20 protein-coding genes are annotated in these 24,472 nt (G+C 34.2%); 18 read left to right on the forward strand and 2 right to left on the reverse strand.

All coding sequences use genetic code 11. The features are described from left to right. The first annotated feature begins 139 nt into the window (after nt 1-139). From H8R24_RS15605 to H8R24_RS15620, 4 genes are all read left to right on the forward strand, one after another. On the forward strand, nt 140-619 hold the full coding sequence (locus tag H8R24_RS15605; RefSeq protein WP_187020913.1) for a hypothetical protein: 480 nt from the start codon (nt 140-142) through the stop codon (nt 617-619). Between the two features lie 129 nt (nt 620-748). Continuing rightward, a complete protein-coding gene (locus tag H8R24_RS15610; RefSeq protein WP_187020915.1) occupies nt 749-1,078 on the forward strand; it encodes a YtxH domain-containing protein in 330 nt (109 codons plus the stop codon). Nucleotides 1,079-1,104: 26 nt separating this feature from the next. Continuing rightward, nucleotides 1,105-1,455, forward strand: coding sequence for a competence protein (locus H8R24_RS15615; RefSeq protein WP_187020918.1), 351 nt, complete (start codon nt 1,105-1,107; stop codon nt 1,453-1,455). Between the two features lie 3 nt (nt 1,456-1,458). Further along, the gene (locus H8R24_RS15620; RefSeq protein ID WP_187020920.1) at nt 1,459-1,710 is read left to right on the forward strand and encodes a DUF6327 family protein; all 252 of its coding nucleotides are present in this window, start codon (nt 1,459-1,461) and stop codon (nt 1,708-1,710) included. Nucleotides 1,711-1,730: 20 nt separating this feature from the next. Here H8R24_RS15620 and H8R24_RS15625 read toward each other — a convergent pair whose 3' ends face one another. Continuing rightward, nucleotides 1,731-2,708: an SPFH domain-containing protein gene (locus H8R24_RS15625; RefSeq protein ID WP_187020923.1), complete on the reverse strand. Its 978-nt coding sequence runs from the start codon at nt 2,706-2,708 to the stop codon at nt 1,731-1,733. A gap of 76 nt (nt 2,709-2,784) precedes the next feature. Here H8R24_RS15625 and H8R24_RS15630 point away from each other — a divergent pair, with 76 nt between their 5' ends. Next, nucleotides 2,785-3,420 (forward strand): PorT family protein, encoded by a 636-nt coding sequence (locus H8R24_RS15630; protein WP_187020925.1) that lies wholly within the window; start codon nt 2,785-2,787, stop codon nt 3,418-3,420. Nucleotides 3,421-3,457: 37 nt separating this feature from the next. Here H8R24_RS15630 and gltX read toward each other — a convergent pair whose 3' ends face one another. Then, nucleotides 3,458-4,963 carry a glutamate--tRNA ligase gene (gltX, locus tag H8R24_RS15635; RefSeq protein ID WP_187020928.1) on the reverse strand — a complete coding sequence of 502 codons (1,506 nt, stop codon included), beginning with the start codon at nt 4,961-4,963 and terminating at the stop codon, nt 3,458-3,460. A 320-nt stretch (nt 4,964-5,283) separates the two neighbouring features. On the opposite strand from gltX, the gene H8R24_RS15640 reads away from it, so the two are divergent. The 13 genes from H8R24_RS15640 (at nt 5,284) to H8R24_RS15700 (ending at nt 24,000) form a co-directional block, all read left to right on the forward strand. After that, the gene (locus H8R24_RS15640; protein ID WP_225876846.1) at nt 5,284-8,439 is read left to right on the forward strand and encodes a DUF4175 family protein; all 3,156 of its coding nucleotides are present in this window, start codon (nt 5,284-5,286) and stop codon (nt 8,437-8,439) included. Then, nucleotides 8,436-8,855, forward strand: a complete 420-nt coding sequence (gene ybeY, locus H8R24_RS15645; RefSeq protein ID WP_187020933.1) for an rRNA maturation RNase YbeY — start codon at nt 8,436-8,438, stop codon at nt 8,853-8,855. The genes H8R24_RS15640 and ybeY overlap by 4 nt, the downstream gene beginning before the upstream one ends. A 495-nt stretch (nt 8,856-9,350) precedes the next feature. Continuing rightward, the gene (gene mnmG / locus H8R24_RS15650) at nt 9,351-11,222 is read left to right on the forward strand and encodes a tRNA uridine-5-carboxymethylaminomethyl(34) synthesis enzyme MnmG (RefSeq protein WP_187020936.1); all 1,872 of its coding nucleotides are present in this window, start codon (nt 9,351-9,353) and stop codon (nt 11,220-11,222) included. 209 nt (nt 11,223-11,431) lie between these two features. After that, entirely contained in the window at nt 11,432-12,280 is an 849-nt protein-coding gene (locus tag H8R24_RS15655) for a class I SAM-dependent methyltransferase (RefSeq protein ID WP_187020939.1), read from the forward strand. A gap of 947 nt (nt 12,281-13,227) precedes the next feature. After that, on the forward strand, nt 13,228-15,204 hold the full coding sequence (locus tag H8R24_RS15660; protein WP_187020941.1) for a hypothetical protein: 1,977 nt from the start codon (nt 13,228-13,230) through the stop codon (nt 15,202-15,204). 137 nt (nt 15,205-15,341) lie between these two features. Continuing rightward, on the forward strand, nt 15,342-15,929 hold the full coding sequence (locus H8R24_RS15665; RefSeq protein WP_187020944.1) for an OmpH family outer membrane protein: 588 nt from the start codon (nt 15,342-15,344) through the stop codon (nt 15,927-15,929). 160 nt (nt 15,930-16,089) lie between these two features. Further along, nucleotides 16,090-18,363, forward strand: a complete 2,274-nt coding sequence (locus H8R24_RS15670) for a helix-turn-helix domain-containing protein (protein ID WP_187020946.1) — start codon at nt 16,090-16,092, stop codon at nt 18,361-18,363. 644 nt (nt 18,364-19,007) lie between these two features. Further along, nucleotides 19,008-19,469: a mobile mystery protein A gene (locus H8R24_RS15675; protein ID WP_187020949.1), complete on the forward strand. Its 462-nt coding sequence runs from the start codon at nt 19,008-19,010 to the stop codon at nt 19,467-19,469. Further along, complete coding sequence (locus H8R24_RS15680) at nt 19,460-20,056, forward strand: mobile mystery protein B (RefSeq protein ID WP_187020952.1); 597 nt, start codon at nt 19,460-19,462, stop codon at nt 20,054-20,056. The genes H8R24_RS15675 and H8R24_RS15680 overlap by 10 nt, the downstream gene beginning before the upstream one ends. A 145-nt stretch (nt 20,057-20,201) precedes the next feature. Then, the gene (locus H8R24_RS15685; RefSeq protein ID WP_187020954.1) at nt 20,202-20,606 is read left to right on the forward strand and encodes an OsmC family protein; all 405 of its coding nucleotides are present in this window, start codon (nt 20,202-20,204) and stop codon (nt 20,604-20,606) included. Nucleotides 20,607-20,683: 77 nt separating this feature from the next. After that, a complete protein-coding gene (locus H8R24_RS15690) occupies nt 20,684-21,898 on the forward strand; it encodes a multidrug effflux MFS transporter (RefSeq protein WP_187020957.1) in 1,215 nt (404 codons plus the stop codon). A gap of 260 nt (nt 21,899-22,158) precedes the next feature. Next, nucleotides 22,159-23,028, forward strand: coding sequence for a helix-turn-helix domain-containing protein (locus H8R24_RS15695; protein WP_187020960.1), 870 nt, complete (start codon nt 22,159-22,161; stop codon nt 23,026-23,028). A gap of 102 nt (nt 23,029-23,130) precedes the next feature. Further along, a complete protein-coding gene (locus tag H8R24_RS15700; protein ID WP_187020963.1) occupies nt 23,131-24,000 on the forward strand; it encodes a nuclear transport factor 2 family protein in 870 nt (289 codons plus the stop codon). Nucleotides 24,001-24,472: the final 472 nt, after the last annotated feature.

The following is a 24,472-nucleotide window of genomic DNA, read 5'->3' on the forward strand; positions in this document are numbered from 1 at the left end:
TATGAAAGTGATTATTTGGTGAAATTAAATCCAGTTATATGAAAATTGAGAATACTTTTTCAGCAAGCCCTAATTAAAAATAATACCTAAAGTTATTTTTCTGCTGTAATTTGTATTTTATTAATTTAAATTATCTGTTATGAGAATTATTACAACTGTATTAGGATTAATGATGAGTATAGGACTTTTTGCTCAAACACATCAAATAGAAAAACACAACGGTCAAAAGTTAGATGTCAACTTCATTAAACATGAAAATGGTGTTTTACATTATTCTCCTGCTGGATCACAACAAGAGTTTAAAATAAGCAAGCATACTGTTGCTTTCTTACACCATAAAGCAACAGCTAGAACGGAAGCGATAAGTTCAAAAATTAGTGTAAATTCTAAAAAAGATTTTGATAAAGTAACTGTAATTCAGGATTATCACACAATAGGTTTTGATTCTAAGTTGGCTATTGAAGTGTATGAAGGTGTCAATAAAGGCGGTACATCTTTTTTTATGAATGAAGATTCTATTCGAAGATTAAAGTATAAATCGGCTGAATTGGGTTATCCATTTGTAACAATTGTTGGTAAAAGCAACGGAAAATACAAGGCTGTAGCTTATAATTATTAAGTTTATTTTTAAGTGGACCTCAAGTATAGCTTGAGGTTTTTTTATGCTTGGATAGTATTATAATAGTCTGGAATTGCTATTGATTTAAAAATTTTGTATATTTATGTTTAATAAATAAATAATACAATTATGTCAAATAACACAAGTACAACGTTAATAGCCATTTTAACAGGCGCAGCGATAGGAGCAGGTTTAGGAATTTTATTCGCTCCAGATAAAGGTTCAAAAACTAGAGGTAAAATTAAGGAAGGGTACAAAGATGCTTCTAAAGATTTGAAGTTCAAGTTTGACGACTTATCAGGAGAAATGAAGCAAAAATTAAAGAGCGCTAAATTGGATTTAGAGGAAACTTATGTGGATTTACTTTCAGATATGAGCCATAAAACAGAAGATGTTATTTCGTTCTTAGAGATCAAATTGGCCGAATTAAAAGAACAAAATGCAAGATTGCAAAAATAATAGCAGTTCAATTATAAGATAAAGATATGGCATTTGAAGAATTAAAAGAAAATTCAGAAAATATTCAAGAGCAAGTTGGCAAGTTTGTAGATGCTAATATTGAGTACTATAAATTACATAGTTTCAAGATTGTCATGAAGTCAACTACGGCTATTTTAAAATTTTCATTAATTTTATTCGCCGTGATCATGGTTTTATTTTTTAGTTCGATTGCATTAGCATTAGTTCTAGGCGCTTATTTTTGTAGTTTTCCTTTGGGATTCTTGACAGTAGGAGGGATCTATGTTTTGATAGCAATAGTTTTATATTTAATAAGAGACAAGATGGTGGAAAGACCTATTTTGGAAAAATTCTCTGGAATATTTTTTAACGAATAGTATATGGGAACAAGAAAGTATTCATCTTACGAACAGATTGATCGGGAGCTCGAAATTCTAAAAATTGAGAAGGAAATTAGCCTTCAAAAGGTGCGTTTAGAGTTTCAGGGTATAAAAGAAAATTTAGAGCCTAAAAACATAGTTAGAGGTATTGTAGGATCTTATGTGCCCTCATTTCCTGGTAAGTATGGGCAAATTATAAGTATAGCATTACCATTTATAACAAAATGGTTGTTTAAAAAAAGAGGCTTTTAAGCCTCTTTTTTTTTATTTAGTTATAGTTCTTCTTCTGCTGTGTCTTCATTTGAAGTTTCGATTTCTTTTAGTTTTGATTTTGCCTCTTTGCGATTTGTTTTCTTCATCATCTCACCTACTTGGTTTGAAGCACTAAATGAAGCTACCATGTTGTTAAGCATTTCGCTTCCTGCTTGAGGTGAATTAGGCAGTAATATTAAGTTAGAATTCGTATCAGCACCTATGGCTTGTAGTGTGTCGTAATGTTGTGTGACTACAATCAAAGCCGATGCTTCTTGAGAATTAATTCCTACTCTGTTCAATACATCTACGCTTTCTACTAGACCTCTAGCAATCTCTCTTCTTTGATCAGCAATACCTTGTCCTTGTAAACGCTTGCTTTCTGCTTCTGCTTTGGCTTTGGCTACAATTCTAATTCTTGATGCTTCTGCTTCAAATTCTGCTACAGTTTTCTCTCTGTCAGCAGCATTAATTCTATTCATGGCATTTTTTACTTGAATGTCTGGATCAATATCAGTTACTAGCGTGTTGATAATAGTGTATCCATAAGTTGTCATTGCTTCATTCAATTCTCTCTTTACTGCAATGGCTATATCATCTTTTCTTTCAAATACATCATCTAGCTTTAATTTGGGAACTTCAGCACGTACTACATCAAATACATAAGAGGTAATTTGATCGTGAGCATATTCTAATTTGTAAAAAGCATCATACACGGTGTCTTTAACCACCATAAATTGTACTGAAACTTTTAGTTTTACAAATACATTATCTTTTGTTTTAGTTTCAATGATGACATCAAGTTGTTGTATTTTTAAGTTTACACGTCCCGCAATACGATCTATTAGAGGTATTTTTAGATGTAAGCCCGATTGTCTTACGCTGTGAAATTTCCCAAATCGTTCGATAATAACAGACGATTGCTGTTTCACGGTAAAGAAGGAGGATAGTAAGATAAAGAATCCAAATACTAGGATAATAAGTAGTACATTGTTCATATTGTTATATTTTAGTTTAAAAATTACTGTTAAATTACAAAAAATCTTTAGGTTTGTTGTTATATACTGTCATTATATGAAAAATCTACTTGTATTATCGGTCTTTCTATTGTTTTCTTGTACTTCCATTGCTCAATATGGGTACCGTGATTCTAATCGAATAGGAATTATCGCTGGTGTTAATCAGTTTACTTTAAACACTAATAATTTTACCACTAAGCCTGGTTTAGGTTGGAATGCTGGTTTATCTATCAGAGGTAATTTTTATAATGACTTTGATATGGTGTACGCCTTGCAGTTTAGTGAAAATAATTTTTCGGTACCTACCATCGGTTTAGGTTTTAAGGATGTGATCTATAAACTGCCTTCTGCCCAAGTTTCGTTGCAGTTGAGTTATGTTATTGTAGAGCATGTGCTTAGTGTTGAGTTTGGTCCTATTGTACAAATCAACGGTAAATTAAAGCTTGATCCTGCTGATGAGCTTAATGTAATATCAGGAACTACATTGTTAGCCAAAGATATTTTTGATGTTTCTAAGTTTAATTTTTATCCTACAATTGGTGTGACGGCCGGTCTGAAGCATTTTAGGTTCAATGTTTCGTATCAATACGGGATGAATAATATGCTCGACAATTTGAATTCTAAAAATCTAGGCTATAATTTTAAGGGCAATCCAGGAATTATTAATGGTGCTATATTATTGTACTTATAATCAAAAAGCTCTCACCACGGTGAGAGCTTTTTGTTTTCTACAAAACTGAAATTGCTTTTTCAATTCTACTAATCGTTTCTTCTTTTCCAATTACCTCCACGATATCAAATAGGTGAGGACCTTTCAAAGCGCCAACTAAACTCAATCGAAACGGTTGCATTACCTTGCCCATTCCTATGTCATTAGCTGTCATCCACTCTTTTACGACAGTTTCTATATTCATAGAGCTAAAGTCTGTTATAGTAGCTAAAACAGTGTTTAATTGTGTCATTAAGGCTGGTGTTTCGGGTTTCCAGTTTTTAGTAGCTTTTTCGTCGTACGCAGTTGGTGCTTGAAAAAAGAAGTTACTCATCTCCCAGAATTCTGATACAAAGTGCGCTCTTTCTTTTATTAATGATACTATTTTTATAATTGTTTCCTCTTCTGTAGTAAGACCTTTTTTTGCTAGGATAGGAGTAAAGGCTTTCGCCAATAATCCATTATCTGCTTTGATCAAGTATTGGTGGTTGAACCATTTGTTTTTGTCTGGATCAAACTTTGCTCCAGCTTTATGAACACGATTGAGATCAAACTTGTCAACAAGCTCAGCTAATGTGAACAACTCTTGCTCAGTTCCATCATTCCATCCTAATAAAGCCAAGAAGTTAACAACTGCCTCCGGAAAGAATCCGTTTTCTCTATATCCAGTTGCTATGCCTTCTGCTGTTTTCCATTCTAATGGAAATACAGGAAATCCTAATTTATCGCCGTCCCGTTTCGATAGTTTTCCGTTCCCAACAGGTTTTAATATCAAAGGTAAATGTGCAAATTCAGGTGCTTTCCAGTCAAATGCTCTGTACAATAGCACGTGTAGTGGCATGGATGGTAACCATTCTTCTCCACGAATAACGTGCGATGTTTCCATTAAATGATCATCTACTATATTAGCAAGGTGGTATGTAGGCATACCGTCACTTTTAAACAATACTTTATCATCTAGTAAACTGGTTTCAAATTTTACATCGCCTCTTATTATGTCATGTAAATGCAAAGTCTCATTTACAGGCGTTTTGAATCGTATTACATAGTGTTCGCCATTTGCTATTCTGGCAGCTGTTTTGTCATTCGACAACACCAAGGAAGTATCTAGTTTTTCTCTATTGGTGTGGTTGTATATAAAGGTTTTGCCTTGTTCTTCTTCTGATTTTCTAAAAGCGTCTAATGCTTCCGGTGTATCAAATGCATAGTACGCCCAACCAGAATTAATGAGTCGGTCCGCATAATCTTTGTACAAATGTTTTCTTTCGCTTTGTCGATAAGGTCCAAATTTTTCATTTTTACCAATCGTTTCATCAGGGGCTATTCCTAACCATTCCAGAGCCTCCATGATATAGGCTTCAGCACCGGGTACAAAACGATTTTGATCTGTATCTTCAATCCTTAAGTAAAAAGTTCCGCCATTTTTTTTAGCAAACAAATAATTAAATAAAGCAGTACGTACACCGCCAATATGTAAAGGTCCTGTAGGACTAGGTGCAAAACGCACACGAATTGGATTTGACATTTTTGTATATTTTCGTGCAAAGATACAATTTCAATTAGTCAATTGGATGATAACAAAAGAGGATAATTGTATCATTTTCAAGTTTCCAACCTTTTAACATTTCTTTATTCATATAAATTGTTACTTTTATTGGTTATTAAAAAGAGAGGTATATTTTGGACAGTAGCAATTTTATTTATCAAAAGTTAGAAGCTTTTATTCGAAAGTTTTATTGGAATGAACTAATCAAAGGAGTGGTCTTCTTTATTGGTTTGGGTTTATTGTATTTTCTGTTTACACTGTTCATTGAGCATTTCTTATGGCTTAAGCCAATAGGACGTATGTTATTGTTTTGGGTTTTTATAGCTGTTGAAGCTTTTTTATGGATTAGATTTATTCTTTTTCCTGTTTTTAAGTTGCTTAAACTCAAGAAAGGCCTTGACTTGCAACAGGCTTCGACGATTATTGGTACTCATTTTTGTGATGTAAATGATACACTAACTAATTTTTTGCAGTTGTCTTCTAATGAAGGAACAACACGACAGTCTGAATTATTAGTTGCATCTATTGAGCAAAAAGCAAATAGTCTTAAACCAATTCCTTTTAGTAACGCTGTTGACTTTAGCAGTAATAAAAAATATTTGCCTCTTGCTATAGTACCAGTAGTTTTATTTGCATTGTTTTACGTGACGGGTAATAATAACATGATTGCGCAAAGTTTAAATAGAGTAGTGCATTTCAACACTCCATTTGCGCCGCCAGCTCCATTTGAATTTGTGATTCTGAATGCAAATTTACAAGCAGAGCAGAACAAAGATTTTGTACTACGTGTGAAAACTGTAGGTAAAGTGATGCCTGAAAACAGTATGATATTTGTTGATAATCAAAGTTATTTTCTTGAAAAAACTACGAATGGTGAATTTGTATTCAAGTGGACCAAAGTTAGTTCTAATCTGCGCTTTCATTTAGAGGCGAATGGTGTGCTTTCTCCCGATTATGAATTGAAGGTGGTAGAAGTACCTGCGGTTATTAATTTTGAGATGATTTTAAATTTCCCAGCTTATTTAAATAAGAAATCCGAAAGTATTCAAGGTACAGGTAATGCTATTGTACCTGAAGGAACTGCCGTACAGTGGAAAATTAAAACAGTAGCTACTGCTAAAGTGGTGTGGTTTAGTGGGCAGTCTGGTTTTGAGTTCAAAAATACGGATGAGACCTTCAGTTTAGTTAAAAATATTTTTCAAAATACAGATTATCAGGTTATTACTTCAAATAATAGCGTTAAGAACTATGAAAAGCTCAATTATCAGATTGCAGTAGTCAAAGATCAGTACCCAAGTATCCAAGTCAACAACGCACCAGATAGTTTAAAGGTCGACAAGCGTTTTGTTTTAGGTCAAATAGCAGATGATTATGGATTATCTAAACTGCAAGTGGTGTATTATCCTAAGTCAAATCCTGTAAATGTTAAACGTGGAACAATTGCCATCAAGAGCTCGCCGTTTGATCAGTTTGTATTTGCCTTTCCTTCTAATTTACCGGTGGAGCAGGGTGTGGCGTATGAGTATTATTTTGAAATTTTTGATAATGATGCGGTCCATAATTTTAAAAGCACCAAGTCTTCTGTGTTTTCAAATCGTATAGCTACTGATGCAGAAAAAGAAGATCAACTTTTGCAAGAGCAAAATGATAACATTAAAGGTTTAGAAAATGCGGTGAAAAATCAAAACAAACAATTTTCAGATTTGGATAAACTGCAAAAGTCAGGTAAGGAAAAAGATAAATTTGAATTTAAGGAACAACAAGATGTTAATGATTTTATCAAACGTCAAAAGCAGCAAGATGATTTGATGAAGCAGTTTGCTGATAAAATGAAGGATAATTTAGATCAATTCAAATCTAAAAAAGACGATGAGTTTAAGAAAGCTTTGGAGGTGCGATTAGACAAAGCAGATAAGGATTTAGAGAAAAACAAAAAATTATTGGAGGAGTTAAAGGATCTTAATGACAAAATTAAGAATGAAGAGCTTCTGGGTAAATTAGAAAAGTTCAAGCAAAATAGTAAAAATCAAGTTAAGAATTTGCAACAGTTGGTTGAGTTGACTAAGAAGTATTACGTAGAAAAAAAGGCTGAACAACTCGCTGACAAACTTGATAAATTAGCACAGAAGCAAGAAGCATTATCTGATAATGATAAAACGAATACTGCTGAAAAGCAAGAGGAAATTAAAAAGGAGTTTGATAAAATCCAAGATGAATTAAAGGATTTAAAGAAGGATAATCTTGATTTAAAATCGCCATTGGACCTTCCAGATGATGCTGCAAAGGAAAAAGGAATTGATGATGATTTGTCTAAAGCAACTGATGAACTTAAGAAAAGTAATAAAGACAAAGCAAAGCTAAAACAGAAAAATGCGGCCAAGAATATGAAATCTATGGCCATGAAGATGTCACAAAGTATCAATGAAAGTGCTGGCGAACAAATGAAGGAAGATGTAAAAATGCTGCGTCAAATTCTAGATAATCTTTTAGCTTTCTCGCTTTCGCAAGAAGATTTGATGGCACAGTTTAAAGTTTTAAAATCAGGTTCTCCTGCTTTCAATAAAAAGATAAAATGGCAGCAAGATTTAAAGCAACAGTTCAAGCATGTTGATGATAGCTTGTTTGCAATGTCCCTGCGTAATGAAAAAATTGCTGAGGATGTCACTCGTGAAGTAGGTAATATGCAATATAATATTGATAAAGCGTTAGAAACGTTAACAGATAGTCAGATTCCAAAAGGGATTTCACATCAGCAATATACAATAGCTGCTGCGAATAAGTTGGGTGATTTTTTAAGTGAGGTATTGAACGGTATGCAAATGTCATTATCAGGCCCTGCTGGTAGCAAACCAAAACCTGGTGATGGTGATGGAATGCAGTTGCCTGATATTATTAAGAAACAAGAGGGGCTTGGGGATAAAATTAAGAAAGGAATGGAATCAGGAAAAGATCCAGGTGATGGAAAGGATGGTAAAGACGGTAAGGCAGGGAAAGGAAAATCTGGCGGTAAAGAAGGAGATGGAAATGATGGCGAAGGTGAGGGAGAAGGAAATGCCAAGGCGATTATGGAAATTTACAAAGAACAGCAAAGGTTACGTGAAGCTTTGGAGAAGGAGTTGAATAAGCAAGGTTTAGGTGGGCAAGGTCAAGCTGCATTGGATCAAATGAAACAGTTAGAAAAGCAGTTGCTTAATAAAGGTTTTAAAAACGAAGCATTGCAGAAGATTTTAAATATTAAGCAAGAGTTACTCAAACTTAAAACCGCGGTCCAAGAGCAAGGGGAGGAGAATAAAAGGCAGTCCCAAACTAATAAAAAAGAATTTAATAATGATTCTAAAGCGTTACCAAGCGCCTTATTAGATTATTTAAATAGCATAGAGATTTTAAATAGACAATCATTACCTTTGCGCTCCAATTTTAACCAAAAGGTTCAAGAATATTTTAATAAAAAATGATCAATTTTAATTACGAAAACGAATTTATTTTAGAGAATGAAGCAGCTGTGGCTAGTTGGTTATCTGCTGTTATTATCTCTGAAAACAAGAAAGAAGGCGAAATTAATTACATCTTCTGTGATGATGAGTATTTGCATAAAATCAATGTAGAGTATTTAGATCACGATACACTTACTGATATCATTAGTTTCGACTATACTATGGGTAATGAATTGAGCGGTGATGTTTTTGTCTCTATCGAAAGAGTGATAGATAACGCTACCGATTTCGAAGTCAGTTTTGAAGAGGAGCTGAAACGCGTACTAGTACATGGTGTTCTTCACTATTGCGGGTACAAGGATAAAGGCGACGAGGAGGAGCGTACAATGCGTATGAAAGAAGATGAAAAGATCGCTATGTTCCACGTGGAACTTTAAGCAACGTTTTTTCAAGGCATGACTTGGTTTGGTTCCACGTGGAACATTATAACAATGATTTTGTTTTGGGGTTTGTAATTTTTATTACGTAATTTAAGTTAGTGTTGTGGTTATTGTTTCACGTGGAACGTCTGTCAGTTGTGTCGATTTTGGTTCTGGACTAATTTTTTTTGAACCTTGTACCGGATTTGTTTTTTGTTTCACGTGGAACAGTGGTCTGTTTTTTCGTGAATGGGTTATTTTTTTTGTTGTGTATAGAAAAGAGTAAAGATTTTTTTTGGTAATTGTATTTTTGCGAATAGCAAAAATTATTATTGTGTTCATTGTAATTGTAAGTGAGTTGTTTTTCTAAAGTATATCAGAGCATAACAAGGGTTAGATATTTGTTTTTTTGGTGGTTGTTTCACGTGGAACGATTGCTTGTTTTTTTCCGAAAGGAAAATTTTTTAATTTTTAGTACTAGTCTCGACGCAGTCGAGTTAATTTATAAATAAGATGTTTCAAAAAGAATACGATGTTATTGTGGTGGGTGCTGGGCACGCTGGTTCAGAAGCTGCAGCTGCTGCCGCAAATTTAGGTTCGAAGACTTTGTTGGTGACGATGAGTTTACAAAACATCGCGCAGATGTCTTGTAATCCTGCCATGGGTGGAATAGCAAAAGGACAGATAGTGCGTGAGATTGATGCTTTGGGTGGGTATTCTGGAATTGTTTCAGATCGTACCGCAATTCAGTTTAAAATGTTAAATAAGTCGAAAGGTCCTGCTATGTGGTCTCCGCGTGTACAAAGTGATCGAATGCGTTTTGCCGAAGAATGGAGGATGATGTTAGAGGGGACTCCTAATCTTGATTTTTACCAGGAAATGGTACAAGGATTGATTATCGAAGATGGTAAGATAAAAGGTATTCGTACTTCACTAGGTATTGAAATCAAATCTAAGTCGGTTGTTTTAACGAATGGTACTTTTTTAAATGGTTTGATCCATGTTGGTGAAAAACAATTTGGTGGTGGTAGAGCAGGTGAAAGTGCAGCATACGGGATTACCGAAGATTTGATAAAAGTAGGTTTTGAATCAGGCAGAATGAAAACAGGAACTCCACCACGTGTTGATGGACGTTCTTTGGATTTTACTAAAATGAACGAGGAAAAGGGAGATGTTAAACCAGATAAGTTTTCTTATTCGGATATCACTTCGCCGCTAGTGCATCAGCGTTCTTGTCATATGACGTACACTTCGCTTGAAGTACATGATATATTAAGAGAGGGTTTTGATCGTTCGCCAATGTTCAATGGAAGGATTAAAAGTCTTGGTCCAAGGTATTGCCCATCAATTGAAGATAAAATTAATCGCTTTGCCGATAAGGAAAGACATCAACTATTTATTGAACCAGAAGGTTGGAAGACCTGTGAGGTTTATGTAAATGGTTTTTCTACTTCTTTGCCGGCCGATATTCAGTTTAAAGCTATGCGTTCTGTAGCTGGTTTTGAAAAAGTGCAGTTTTTGCGTCCAGGATATGCAATCGAGTATGATTATTTTCCACCAACACAATTAAAGCATACGTTAGAAACTAAACTTGTTGAAGGTTTATATTTTGCAGGTCAAATCAACGGAACTACAGGATATGAGGAAGCAGCTTCTCAAGGATTAATGGCTGGAATTAATGCGCATTTAAAAGTCAAAGAAAAAGCGCCGTTGATTTTAAAACGTGACGAGGCGTACATTGGTGTTCTTATAGATGATTTAATTACGAAAGGAACAGAAGAACCCTATCGTATGTTTACATCGAGAGCGGAGTATAGGACGTTGTTGCGTCAAGATAATGCCGATTTTCGTTTAACACCAATGTCACACGAAATTGGTTTGGCTTCTGAAGCACGTTTGCGACGTATGGAGCATAAGTTGAAGGAATCAGATAAAATGGTTGCTTTTTTTAGAGAAACAAGTGTGACGATGGGTGAGGCTAATCCAATCTTAGAAGAGAAAGGAACAGCGTTAATTTCGCAGGGTGATAAAATGTTTAAAATATTCTCTCGTCCGCAAATTGATTTGGAAGATGTAATGAAGTTCGAAAAAGTAAAAACGTATGTTTCCGAAAATGATTTGGATCAAGAAATTTTGGAGCAAGCTGAAATTCAGGTCAAATATTCAGGTTATATCGAAAAAGAGCGCAATAATGCTGATAAATTAACACGTTTGGAAGATGTGAAAATTCCAGAGGATTTTGATTATCATAAAATCAAGTCGATGTCTATTGAAGCGAAGCAAAAACTGACTAAAATACGACCAATTACAATCTCTCAAGCATCTAGAATCAGTGGTGTTTCTCCAAGTGATATTTCGGTGTTGTTAATTTACATGGGAAGATAATACAGTATGTAATTTTTAGTTTTAGGTGTTTCCTAAAATTGATACTATAGAAATGATGAGCTGTTCTCAAGTTGTTCCACGTGAAACTACCGGCACAAGCCTTGTTATTGTTGAAAAGTTTAAAAAATAAATAAATTACAACCCCAAAAGTGTTTCTGTACTTTTGGGGTTTGTTACGAAAAGAATATAAATAGTTTATAATTTAATTAATGGATATTTCTAATAAAAAGCATTTCCTAACAGTGAAAGATCATTCAGTTTCAAAAGAAATTTTTGAATTGTATTATGATGAAAATTTAGATATGTTAATTACAAGTCCACAACCAGCAGTGTCGGTTTTGGGTAAGTATTATGAAAGTGTAGATTACATTTCACACACTGATAGTAAAAGATCACTTTTTGAAAAAGCCTATCATTTTGTTAAAGGTATTGCTTTAAAAAATAAGTTAGACTTAATTAATTCCTTGCAGCCAGCCAAAGGTCGAATTTTGGATATTGGTGCTGGTACAGGTGATTTTTTGGCTGTAGCCAAAGACAATGATTGGTCAACAGTAGGACTGGAGCCTAGTGCTAAGGCGAGGGATATTGCTATTCGCAAAGGTGTTTCATTTGTTGATGACACGGCGCAACTAGAAAAGCAGTCTTTTGATGTTATTACGATGTGGCATGTTTTAGAGCATGTGCCCGATTTAGAAGCTCAAGTAAAAGAATTGAAGAGACTTCTAAAGCCAACAGGTTCTTTGATTGTGGCGGTACCAAATTTTAAATCTTTTGATGCTAATTATTATCAGTCTTTTTGGGCTGCTTATGATGTGCCAATTCATTTTTGGCATTTTTCTAAGAAAGCTATTAAAGCAGTGTTTGAGAAAGAACAAATAGAATTGGTAAAAGTGTTGCCTATGAAGTTTGATTCTTTTTATGTGAGTTTATTATCTGAAAAGTATAAAACAGGTAAGATGAATTTTGTCAAAGCATTTTTTATTGGATTGCGATCTAATTGGAAAGCCAAAGCCAGTTTGGAGTATTCATCACACATTTATGTACTAAGAAACCACTAAAAACCATTTAGAAGGGCATATTTCAACGTTTTTAAGCACAAATATATATTTTATTAGCTTTTTTATTAGATGCGCTTAAAATGGAGATATTAAAGCTGTTTTTTATAAAGGTTAGCAATTCGTAAATTGTATTCGATAGATATTTCTAATAGTATGAAAAATGATCATTTTTTGTTGATATTTAGTGTTTTTTTTAAGATTGTTCCTCGTGGAACATTTTCTTGTAATTTTTTATAAGTATTGTAATATTGCTTTTTGATAAAAATTGGCCTTCGATCTATTTCGAAGGCTTTTTTTTTGTTCAGCATTTTTATTTGGGCTATTTTTTTTGTCTTTTTTCATTTTTGCTTTAGCGTAAGCTGTATTCTATAGGCTGTGATAAATTTTTGTTGAGCTGTTTTTCGTTTTAGGTTAGTAGTTTTATAGTAGTTGCTGCTTTATTTTTTCTCTTTGAACGGTAATTTTGACCTTAAGTATGGTATTTCATGCGTTGGCAGCCTTTTATATGCAATAATGACGGTATTGGTTGCGCTTCATTTTGTGTTCTATATTTTATTCTCACTATTTTCTATTGTGAGTATGCTATCCTGTGCAAACTATTCTGTGTATTATGTACTCAACGTTATTAACAATTTTTATTTTTAGGAGCACTTTTTTATTGTTAACAACGTCTTTTTAGGCTGTTAATTCCGCGTTTTAATCGTTAGTTATTGTTTATAATGGTCTTTGTAGCTTCTTTTTTTTGTACTTATTAACAATTTTTGTATTCGGAAATCAGTAAATTTTTTAAAGCTTTTTAGTATCGTAAAGACTTGTTATATAAGGCTTAAGCTTTATTTAAAGTGATTCTAAATAATAATTTATTATAAATTTTATCTGTTATTTTGTTGTTGGTATCATTTTTTATTTATTTTTGTTAACAATTACTAGAAAATTGTTAATAACGTATGTTTGTAAAGAAAACCTTTTTATACATCCTACTCTTAGTATTCCTATACTCCTGTGAAGACAATCGTAAAGAAAGTCAAGCGAACACGGCGTATGTGGATACTTTTTCTGTTATGAAGCAATATGATCAAGCTAAAATTATTGAGGAAAAATATGATGCCTTATTGAAAAACAAAGGTTTAGCTACTAATGCAACTGTTGATAAGTCTACTCGGGAATACTATAATAAACTGGAAAATCGTAAGAAAGCAGCTTTGGATTCTTTGAATAAAGATGTAAATAAGATCATCTATGAGTATGCTCACAACAATGGTTATGATAACGTTTATGGTGCTACGGATGACACTACTGCTTTTAAAGGAAAAAAGAATGATATCACTCAGGAAATCATTATTTTACTGAATAGTCAAATAAGTACTGCCGATCGTGATGCTGCTAATAAGATAGAAAGCAAAGTTGCTGCAAGCGTTGTTCCAAGTACTAAAGTGAAGGTTCAGAAGGAAAATAGTGCTACTGATCAAGCGGCTATAGATGAAGCTAAAAGAATTAGTGTTGCTAAACGTGCTGCCTATTTGAAAAGAGTAGAAGAGAAAAAACAACAAGCCATACTTGCTGTAAAAGATCTTGAAGTAGAATCGGCTCGTAAGGAAGAGGAGTTGAATGCAACCAAAACTAAACTACAAGAAGCAAAAAACAATCTGGATAATCTAGTGATTTCAGATGCTAGTGATTTGGATAATATTGTTTTTGATTCGGATTCAGTTGTTAATAACGCAATCAAAAACGAGTTAAGAGATTCTATTGCAATTCGTCCTATTGTCCTTAAGGCGTATGATTTGAAAGCTAGTGCAAGTGCTCTTATGAATAAAAATAGCGCCACTGTTGGTGCTAATATTGTTTTATCAAATGCATCCAATGCAGCAAGCACTGAAAAGAATAAAGTGTCCGCTTTGAATCCTGCAGATAAAGCGGAAACTGTTGCAGTTATGCCTGTAGCTTTGACTACAACTGCCGACAAATCAAAAACGGCTGATGCAATTAAAGCTGTTACAAAACCGGTTAATGAGATTCCGGTTAGTCCAGTGTATGATCAAAAAGAAGCTATTAAAATGGCTCCTGAAGTTCCAGTTGTTAGCAAATCAGCAGAGGTTGATGCTGAAGATAGTTCGGCTTCTATCAGTTCTTTATTGGAAATTTTGGATGATTTCACTGCCAATCAAAACTTTTTATCTAAGAGTTTGGATTCAATTGCTGGAATTTTCGAAAAAGATAATGCCAATAAATTATTGATTATTCAGGATGGTTCGAAAGAAAATCAGTTTTTTGACACTGTTTCTCAACAAATCATTGCTAAAAATGGCGATCAAAATGCGTTGTTAAACAAATTTGAACGCATGTATGATGAAGTTCTTAAACAAGAATCAACGCAAACTGCCAATAATTTGTACTTGAATACGCTGAATAAGTTAAACGCCGATCAGAAAAACATCGAGGAATTGTATGTTAACTTGTTTGACAAAGTAAATGATTATAAAACAGAAGCTGTTGTTGCTAATCAATTACGAATAGAAAATGCTACTGCTTTTAACATAGAACAACAAAAAATTGCCGACAAAGAAAAATTAGAGTTCTTGAAAAGAACAGTTGCGAATGCTAGCACTGGCAATGCAACTCAAAAATATGATTTCGGTTACCAGTTAGCTAATATGCAAGTGGTTAAAAATATAGAAAATGTAGAAAGCGGATTTTATTTAATACTAGCCGTGCACAACGACAGTAAAAAAGCCGAAACTTTTATGAAACAAGCACTTGCTAGCGGACAAAAGAATATTAAATTTTTCTACAATTTAAATTTAAACAGTTATTTTATCTACACTGATAAATTTGATACTGCTGCCAAAGGCGTAACAGCTCTTGAAAACAAGACTGACGTGGCCTGCAATGCCAAAATGGTCTTGATTAAAATTGAAAAATAGCATTTCCCATTTTTTCAATTATTCTTCTTTTTTCAATTTTAACGCTTATTATTTCGTCATTTTTAAAACTTTAGTAGTATCCTATCTATTTTTTTATATTTTTGTCTTCAATAGTTAAAAATTAGAAAGATATCAAAATGAAAAAAGTATTATTAATTATCGCAATCTCTATTTCAGTTGTTGCTTGTGACAAAAGTACAGATGTTAAAGAAGTAAAAACAGCTTATGTAGACACTTCGGTATTAATGAAAGAATACACAGAAGCTAAAGATCTTGAAGCGAAATATAAAGCACAGTCTGAAGAAAAAGGAAGACAACTAGAAGCAGAAATTAACCGTTTTAAACAAGATGCTGCTAATTTTCAGTCGCAAGCGCAAGCTAACGGTCAAGAATGGGCTCAAAAAAGAGGAGCTGAATTACAAAAAAGAGAACAACAACTAGGATATGCACAACAGGCACTGTCTCAACAATTACAACAAGATAGTAGTGTTGAAATGGATTCTCTAGTTTCAGGAGTAAAAAAATTCATCAAATCGTACGGAAAAGAAAAAGGGTACAGCTACATCTACGGTACTGGTGACGCGGCTTCAGTATTATATGCAGAAGAAAAATACGATATCACTAAGGACATCATTAAAGCGTTAAACGACAAATATAAATCAGCTCCAAAGGCAGATGTAAAAGTTGAAGCTAAATCAGAAGATAAAGCCGAAGCTAAAAAATAATTTTATTTTAATTCGATTAAAACCTTCATTCTATTGCTGAATGGAGGTTTTTTTTTTGGTTTTTCCGGCCCTATTGCCGTTTTGTTTTCTTTTTATAAAGTAAAAATGATGTATTTTTACTCTGTTTGAATTTTATTACGATCATTTATTTATACGCCTAATGCAAACCATTTCTGAAGCAGCTGCTTACACGCTCCAATTTATCAATCAAACCCAACGGTCCGTTTTTCTAACCGGGAAAGCAGGAACTGGTAAAACCACTTTGTTGCGCGAGATTATCGCAACAACACACAAGAATACTGTGGTCGTGGCACCTACAGGGATTGCAGCATTAAACGCTGGTGGTGTAACTATTCACTCGATGTTTCAGTTGCCTTTTGGCGGATTTATTCCAGCTTTTAATGTGGATTCTCAGTTTACGGATACGGTCAAGTTTGAATCGAAAGATACTTTACGCAGGCATTTTAAAATGAGCGGACTCAAAAAATCAGTTATCCGCAACATGGAATTGCTTGTAATTGATGAAGTAAGTATGCTACGTGCTGATTTACTGGATGCCATGGATTATATGATGCAAACCGTTCGTAAAAAAACAGCACCTTTTGGTGGTGTTCAAGTATTATACATAGGAGATTTATTACAATTACCACCTGTTATTCGAGATGAAGAATGGCGTACGCTGCGCAATTATTACAGCGGAAAATTCTTTTTCCATTCGCATGCCGTACAGCTGAGTCCGCCGCTATATATAGAATTATCTCAAATTTACCGTCAAACGGATACAGATTTCATCGCTGTTTTGAATAATTTGCGTAACAACCAGATTTCGCAACAAGATATTGCCGTTTTAAATAAATACGTAAAACCTGATTTTGATCTCAAAGAAAACAAAGGCTACATCACCTTAACCACACATAATGCTAAGGCTGACGCAATGAATGCACAAGCGCTTGCCGATCTAAAAGGGGAGTTAATTACCTATGATCCAGAGATAGTAGGTGATTTTCCAGATAAAATTTATCCAATAGAATCTAAGCTTCAGCTTAAAATAGGCGCTCAAGTCATGTTTGTAAAAAATGATTTGTCTTTTGACAAAAACTATTTTAACGGAAAAATGGGTGTCATTCAATCCTTGGGTATGCATGAAATTAGAGTGCATTTTCCAGAAGAGAATAAAACAATCGAAGTCGAAAAGTACGAATGGCAAAATATCCGTTACTCGGTAAACCCAATGACCAAAGAGGTAGAGGAGGAGGTACTAGGTACTTTTGTACATTACCCCATCAAACTGGCTTGGGCAATTACGGTGCACAAAAGCCAAGGTTTGACATTTGACAAAGCAGCGATCGATGTTTCGCAAGTTTTTATGCCAGGACAGGCCTACGTTGCATTATCGCGTTTGCGTTCATTAGAAGGGCTTATTTTGCTCTCTCCGTTGCGTATGAACGGAATTTCAAACGATCAAGATGTGATGAATTATGCACTAAACAAAGCTACTGAAGAGGTTTTGAAAAATTCACTGCATTTTGAAACTAAAAATTTCATTCATAACTATTTGATTAACAGTTTTGATTGGTCTGATCTGGCTCAGGAATGGCGCAATCATAAATTCAGTTATTCTGATAAATCCGAAAGTTCCGAGAAATCAAAGCACGCCATTTGGGCAAACAAGCAATTAATAGCCATCGACGGACTTTTGGATCCATCCCAAAAATTCATCCACCAGCTTAATAAAATTTTCAATACAGAAACCGTTGATCTAATCCATGTTTCTGAACGTATTCAAGCGGCTTTTGATTATTTTTTCAAACCCATGGACGATTTGGTTTTTGAAGTTTTGTGGAAACTCGAAGAAGTAAAACGAATCAAGAAAGTCAAAGCTTTTTTTGACGAATTAACCGTACTCGAAGAGTTGCAAACCAAAGCTGTCTTGCGCTTAATGAAAGCCAAATTACTTATAGAAACGGTAGTTGCGGGCCAAACCATTTCGAAAGAAAAGCTAACTTCTGACGAAATCAAAAAATACATTCCTAGGAAAAAAGACGCGATCGAGAACCAATTCAAAAAAGTTCATGTCACTTTGATTGAAGACGATAAGGACCTAGAGCGCTATTCGGCTAAGAAAAAAACCGACAAGAAAGCACCTAAAAAATCGACTATTGAGGAAACTTACGACTTATGGATTGCCAAAAATTCGATCGATGACATTGCCAACATCCGTAAATTGACCGCTCAAACCATTGAAGGGCATCTGGTAAAACTCATCCAGTCCAAAAAAGTCAACGTGCAAGACATCCTACCCGAAGACAAAATTACCGAGTTGAGTGAAGCCTTCAAACATTACAAAGAAGAATCCTTAACGCCTATGAAAGAACAGTTTGGCGATAAATACAGCTGGGACGAATTGCGCATGTTCAAGGCCAGTTTGAATTAAATTTTCAGGAAGGCAACTGCAGTAATTTTAAGAAACAATCCTCCCGCTATTCACTTCAATCTTGTGGGGCATAACGCCCGCCCCACAAGGATTTTCGCTGCTATCGGGCTTAGCTATTCCGTTTCGGGTATTTTAATACTATAAAAACACAAACTAATTCCCTTTTGCGTAAGCGGAAATTTTTAATAAAACTCCCAAGCCCGTTTGTAATGAGCCAATTGTATTTATTGTACATTTGGTAATGGCGTTGTGTTACTCACATTCAAAACCGACCGCGCGCACATAAACCTAACCGCATCTATAGCACGGATTTGCAATCCGTGCCCACAAATCATATCCACAATAGATCTACTTATCGGCATCTTACTTATCTTATTTAAAGAACAGCTCCAAAGTACACTAGCGCTTCATTAGGAGCTAAACCACTACAATTTCTTACTTCTCTTTATGGGCGCGGTATACAGTTCTGTGGTATCGTTACTTTTAAAACAATTAGAATGTTTTTCGATAAAAAAGTATATCTATATGTATATTTATTTGTTTTAAAGTATAATAATAAATATACTTTTTACAATTTATTTATACATATATGTTTACTTTTATCTTTTTTATTTATATATTTAGGAATATTAAACTATTAAGAGATGAGAAACAAAAAAAAATTACTCATAGATCAACTGGATCAAAAGCTAGCTGTTTTTAAAGGGACTGAAATGGTTTTAGTTCCTCAAAAGGGATGGGTTAACACGATTAGGACAGGTCTCAATATGACTATGTATCAATTAGGAAATAAACTTAAGCTAACAAAAGGAGCAGTACAAAAAATCGAGGAACGAGAGGCTACAGGTCAGATCACTATTAACAAACTAAAGGAAGTAGGCGAGGCCTTAGAGATGAAGTTTGTTTATGGTTTTGTACCAAAAGACGGGACTATTGATAATTTAATCAATTTAAAAGCTGAAAAACTTGCTCGTAAAATTGTATTGAGGACTAATCAAAATATGAAATTAGAAGACCAAGGAATCAGTAGTGCAAAAATAAATGATTCAATAGTTGATTTAGCAAGAGAAATTAAAAGAGAAATGAGAAAATCGTTATGGGAATAAATTTCAATTATAATGAAGGTCAAACCCCGTTAGATGAGAACGAAAAAGAGGGATTAAAAATAAAATCAATAACAACACAACAAGAGTTAGATGAATTCGAACAGCTAAATATTGAAAAAGCTTTGGAGTGGACTATTTCTTCAAATTTAAAAACTGAAAAGATATTGTCTGAAAAGTTCATAAAAGATTTGCATAAAAAAATGTATGGTGATGTTTGGATGTGGGCAGGTGAATTCAGAAAAACAAACAAAAATATTGGAATAAAATGGACACAAGTTGCAGTAGAGCTAAAATATCTAATTGATGACGCTAAATACTGGATTGAAAACCAGACCTATTCTCAGGATGAAATTGCAATTAGATTCAAACATAGAATTGTTGCAATTCATTGTTTTCCCAATGGTAATGGGAGACATTCAAGGATGATGGCTGATATCATAATTGAATTTGTTTTCGGTAAAGAAGTTTTCAGTTGGCAAAAATCAAATATGATTAAAGCTGATGAAACTAGGAAAAGCTATATTTCAGCATTAAAAGAGGCAGATAACGGAAATATAAAGCCGCTTATAAAATTTGCTATTAATTAAATGCGCTTTTATGAAACAGATACCGAATGCTTTCCACTTTGATAGATAGTTGCTAATTTTAAAAGGAGCGGATAATAGACTTTAAAACAAATTAGTACGCGGTTAGTCGTATATTTGAAAGTAACAATTTCAAACCAATTCATTTATGAACTATTCTGTCAAAGCAAGTATTTCCTCAACTAAAGATGCAGAGGTGCATATTAAAGAATCTGAGATTAGTTTTGGGATTTCTCCCGAAACCGAAGCTAGTTTGCCCAATCCAGCAGAGTTATTTTTGGGATCTTTTTCTGCTTGTATTCTTAAAAATGTTGCTCGTTTTTCGGTCATGATGCATTTTGAATACTCAAGTGCTGAACTAACCGTAAATGCTGTACGACTTGAAAAACCACCCAGAATGGACGAAATACAGTATGAGTTGACCGTTTACAGTCCTGATGAGAACCTAAATATTGATTTACTGCAGAAGAATATTGAAAAGTTTGGAACGATATTCAACACAGTTAAGGCTTGCTGTACAGTGAGTGGTTCCGTAAAGCAGGTGCTAGTTTAAAAAGGAAGTGATTTTTACATTTTTTAGACTGTTTGAAAATCAGCTAAGAAACCATTTCAATACTGTACTTTTGGGGCATGCAAAAAAATACCCGCACTTCTCAATTTGAATTTGTTGCTTTAATGGCCTCGCTGATGTCGGTGGTGGCTTTAGCTATTGACGCCTTATTACCCGCTTTAGATAGTATTGGTATCAGTATTGGCACCACAAATGTGGTCGATAATCAGTTATTGATCACTATGATTTTCTTGGGACTGGGTTTCGGGCCTTTGTTTTTTGGACCGCTTTCAGACAGTATTGGTAGGAAACCCGTAGTTTTTATGGGTTTTGCTTTGTTTATTGGCGCGAGTTTTATTTGTGTCAATGCAACAAGTCTGGAAATGATGGTTTTGGGCAGAATTTTGCAAGGTATCGGACTTTCGGCTCCTAGAACGATTAGCATTGCCATCATTCGAGATCAGTTTAGCGGTGATTATATGGCGCGTATTATGTCATTTGTTACGGTTGTTTTTATTTTGGTTCCTGTAGTAGCACCTGCCATGGGTAAGTTTGTTTTGGATTATTACAACTGGCATGGAATTTTTTACATTCAAGTCTTAATTAGTTTACTGGTTTCGTTTTGGTTTTGGAAACGACAGCCAGAAACCTTATCTATTGAAAATAAGAAAGTTTTTTCTAAAAAAGGATTTATAGCCGAGTTCAAAGAATTATTAAAGTTCAAGAGAACCATAGGCTTCACGATCATTTCTGGTTTAGTAACAGGTTCATTTATGGTGTACTTGAGTAGTTCACAACAAATTTTTGAAAATCAGTACCATTTAAAAGCCGAGTTTCCATACATCTTTGCAGGTCTTGCCATTGCTATTGGTGCAGCCGTTTTTTTAAATGCTGTTTTGGTAATTAAATTCGGAATGGAAAAACTAATTACTATTGCTTTATGTTCGTTTTTCTTGGTATCAGCTACTTATGTGGCTTTCTTTTACAATTCACCCAATCCTGCTTTGCCGGTTTTAATTGCATTTTTTGCCTTGCAGTTCTTTAGTATCGGTTTCCTTTTTGGAAATGTGCGCGCTATGGCCATGGAACCAGTAGGTCATATTGCCGGAATCGCGGCTGCTGTAACTGGATTTATCTCAACAATTATGGCTGTTCCCATCAGTATTTACATTGGTCGATTCATTGGTGATACTGCTTTACCACTGTTTATTGGTTTTTCTATTTGCGCTGGTTTAGGAATTTGTTTGCTTATATATTTAAAAATCGATGCCAAACGTGGAACAATCCAAGTTTAAAGTTTATTTTACTACTGCTGCAAACTAGCTTTTACATAACGATCCTCAAAAATTTTTATAAAAAAAAGGTTTTCGGAGATTTGTGTTGAAAAGCATGTTATTCTTTGTTGTTGCATGGTAATTTGGTTTTTTAGGCTTTAAATCATTCGTTTTAAGACCATTTTTGCTTATAAATAACTTTGTGTATGTTTGCGGTTCACATCAGCTGTTGTGCCGCATTAAATTGCTTAAAATAAGATTTGCATCAAAAGAGAAAGTTTATGTCTCAAGATATTCTGAAATACGATTTTAAAGAAGGACTGCCTCAGGAAATAGAAATCCTGGAGATGGGGCCGCTTTATGCCGAGTTTGAGCAGGAATTAACCACTCCACATCGGGCCGAATTTTACCAGATTCTTTGGTTTCAAAAAGGAAATCCCACTCATAAAGTCGATTTTATCGGAATTGACGTTGTTCCTAATAGTGTGGTTTTTGTCAACAAAAACAGTGTACAACAGTTTGATGATAAAATTCCTTTTGATGGAAAAGTGTTGCTGTTCACGGCTAATTTTTTCTGTAAAGAGGAATCGGATATCGCTTTTTTGAAAAGTAGTATTTTGTTCAATGATTTATTTAGTATTCCAAAAGTCGATATTCCGTTAATAACCAATTTGTTTGAAGGGCTTTTCAACGCCATTCAACACGAATCATCACGCCCGAAAGACGACTACCAAGCGGATGTGCTGCGCAATTACCTTCGGAATATTTTATTAATTTCGGAAAGGGAGCGTCGTACGCAAGATTTTACCGAAGTGAAAAAAGGTGCCGACTTAGATCTAGTGATGCAGTTCAAGGAATTATTAGAGCATCAGTTTAACCATGAAAAATCAGTGGTGAGTTATGCAAACCAAATGCATATTACAAAAAAAAGACTGAATGGTGCCACTTCAAAAATTTTGGGTTTAACCCCTAAGAAAATAATCGACGACCGCATTATGCTAGAATCCAAGCGTCTTCTGGCACATACCAGAGAGTCCGTAAAGGAGATTAGTTTTAGTTTAGGTTTTGATGAACCTACTAATTTCGTGAAGTATTTCCGCAAGCACAATCTCAGTACCCCATTAGAATTTAGAGACAGCGTTTTGTTTTAAATTTCGATTTGGCACAAATTTACCATCCAAAGGACTTTTTGTATCCCTTTTCTTTTCGATTGTCGCCGCACCTTTGCATCATCAATTTATAACAATAAAAAAATGAACAAAGTAATAGTAAGTGCAGTAGTATTTTTTGGCCTATGTGTAACAACATCTTATGGTCAAACGTCAAAAAAATCAAAAATTAAAAAAGAAAACAAAATGGAAATTTCAAACAAACAAAAAGTAGTCGCTTTAATTAAATCAATAGAAACAGGTGCTCACGAACCAGTAGCGTACATTAATCCTGAAAAATACATTCAACACAATCTAGGAGTAGCGGATGGATTGGCTGGTTTTGGAGCCGTTTTGCAACAATTACCTCCTAACTCTGCCAAAGCAAATACGGTTCGTGCTTTTGAAGATGGTGATTTTGTTTTCACACAAACAGATTACAATTTCTTTGGACCAAAAATTGGTTTCGATATTTTTAGATTCGAAAACGGTTTAATCGTAGAACACTGGGACAACCTACAACTTACTCCAGAGTCAGCAAATCCAAGTGGTCGCACGATGATCGACGGTACTACTGAACTTAAAGATTTAGACAAAACAGAAGCTAACAAAATAGTGGTAAAGAACTTTGTTGAGGATGTTTTGGTAAATGGTAAAATGGAAAAAATTGCGAATTATTTCAATGGTGACGATTATATTCAACACAATCCAAACATTCCTGATCAATTATCTGGATTAGGCGGAGCGCTTGAAGCATTAGCAAAACAAGGGATTTTTATGAAATTTTATACCGTTCATAAAGTTTTAGGTCAAGGAAACTTTGTACTTGTTGTTAGCGAAGGGCACTTTGGCGCAGACCATACTTCTTTTTATGATTTATTCAGAGTGGAGAATGGAAAAATCGCTGAGCATTGGGACGTTATGGAAAAAATAGCTCCTCAAGATACTTGGAAAAACACGAATGGAAAATTCTAATTTGTTAACACGAATTACACCAATTTGCACCAATAATTTGTGGGAGAAATGCAGTTTGATTTGTTCAGCGCTCTGATTCGTGGCAATAAGTGATATTCGTATAAAATGAAAATAGTATAGTTAGTTTACTTATAATCAAATAATTATAGTAGAATAAAACGGTTTGAATTCTTATTCAAGCCGTTTTTTATTTACAAGTGATACCATTAATCATTTAAGTTTACTCGAATAATACTGTATCAATTACCGTTGACTTCAGTCAATGGTTTTGTATTGAATTAACAAATGGCTTTAGCCAAAATAATTGTGTTTATTGGCTAAAGCCTTTAACTTACTGTATCCATTTATTCTTTGGTTAAAACCAAAGGCAATTCAGCTCAATAATCTTTACTAATTAGGGCTTGCTGAAAAAGTATTCTCAATTTTCATATAACTGGATTTAATTTTACCAAATAATCACTTTCATAATTGG

It is taken from the genome of Flavobacterium muglaense (assembly GCF_014305155.1).
Classification (GTDB): domain Bacteria; phylum Bacteroidota; class Bacteroidia; order Flavobacteriales; family Flavobacteriaceae; genus Flavobacterium; species Flavobacterium muglaense.

What these genes read in the sequence shown, in the direction of transcription:
- H8R24_RS15700 (WP_187020963.1), top strand. Translation starts at nt 23,131, where the DNA reads ATGAACAAAGTAATAGTAAGTGCAGTAGTATTTTTTGGCCTATGTGTA.
- H8R24_RS15610 (WP_187020915.1), top strand. Translation starts at nt 749, where the DNA reads ATGTCAAATAACACAAGTACAACGTTAATAGCCATTTTAACAGGCGCA.
- H8R24_RS15690 (WP_187020957.1), top strand. Translation starts at nt 20,684, where the DNA reads ATGCAAAAAAATACCCGCACTTCTCAATTTGAATTTGTTGCTTTAATG.
- H8R24_RS15625 (WP_187020923.1), bottom strand. Translation starts at nt 2,708, where the DNA reads ATGAACAATGTACTACTTATTATCCTAGTATTTGGATTCTTTATCTTA.
- mnmG (WP_187020936.1), top strand. Translation starts at nt 9,351, where the DNA reads ATGTTTCAAAAAGAATACGATGTTATTGTGGTGGGTGCTGGGCACGCT.
- H8R24_RS15640 (WP_225876846.1), top strand. Translation starts at nt 5,284, where the DNA reads ATGTTATTGTTTTGGGTTTTTATAGCTGTTGAAGCTTTTTTATGGATT.
- H8R24_RS15655 (WP_187020939.1), top strand. Translation starts at nt 11,432, where the DNA reads ATGGATATTTCTAATAAAAAGCATTTCCTAACAGTGAAAGATCATTCA.
- ybeY (WP_187020933.1), top strand. Translation starts at nt 8,436, where the DNA reads ATGATCAATTTTAATTACGAAAACGAATTTATTTTAGAGAATGAAGCA.
- H8R24_RS15670 (WP_187020946.1), top strand. Translation starts at nt 16,090, where the DNA reads ATGCAAACCATTTCTGAAGCAGCTGCTTACACGCTCCAATTTATCAAT.
- H8R24_RS15620 (WP_187020920.1), top strand. Translation starts at nt 1,459, where the DNA reads ATGGGAACAAGAAAGTATTCATCTTACGAACAGATTGATCGGGAGCTC.
- H8R24_RS15605 (WP_187020913.1), top strand. Translation starts at nt 140, where the DNA reads ATGAGAATTATTACAACTGTATTAGGATTAATGATGAGTATAGGACTT.
- H8R24_RS15630 (WP_187020925.1), top strand. Translation starts at nt 2,785, where the DNA reads ATGAAAAATCTACTTGTATTATCGGTCTTTCTATTGTTTTCTTGTACT.
- gltX (WP_187020928.1), bottom strand. Translation starts at nt 4,963, where the DNA reads ATGTCAAATCCAATTCGTGTGCGTTTTGCACCTAGTCCTACAGGACCT.
- H8R24_RS15665 (WP_187020944.1), top strand. Translation starts at nt 15,342, where the DNA reads ATGAAAAAAGTATTATTAATTATCGCAATCTCTATTTCAGTTGTTGCT.
- H8R24_RS15660 (WP_187020941.1), top strand. Translation starts at nt 13,228, where the DNA reads ATGTTTGTAAAGAAAACCTTTTTATACATCCTACTCTTAGTATTCCTA.
- H8R24_RS15675 (WP_187020949.1), top strand. Translation starts at nt 19,008, where the DNA reads ATGAGAAACAAAAAAAAATTACTCATAGATCAACTGGATCAAAAGCTA.
- H8R24_RS15615 (WP_187020918.1), top strand. Translation starts at nt 1,105, where the DNA reads ATGGCATTTGAAGAATTAAAAGAAAATTCAGAAAATATTCAAGAGCAA.
- H8R24_RS15695 (WP_187020960.1), top strand. Translation starts at nt 22,159, where the DNA reads ATGTCTCAAGATATTCTGAAATACGATTTTAAAGAAGGACTGCCTCAG.
- H8R24_RS15685 (WP_187020954.1), top strand. Translation starts at nt 20,202, where the DNA reads ATGAACTATTCTGTCAAAGCAAGTATTTCCTCAACTAAAGATGCAGAG.
- H8R24_RS15680 (WP_187020952.1), top strand. Translation starts at nt 19,460, where the DNA reads ATGGGAATAAATTTCAATTATAATGAAGGTCAAACCCCGTTAGATGAG.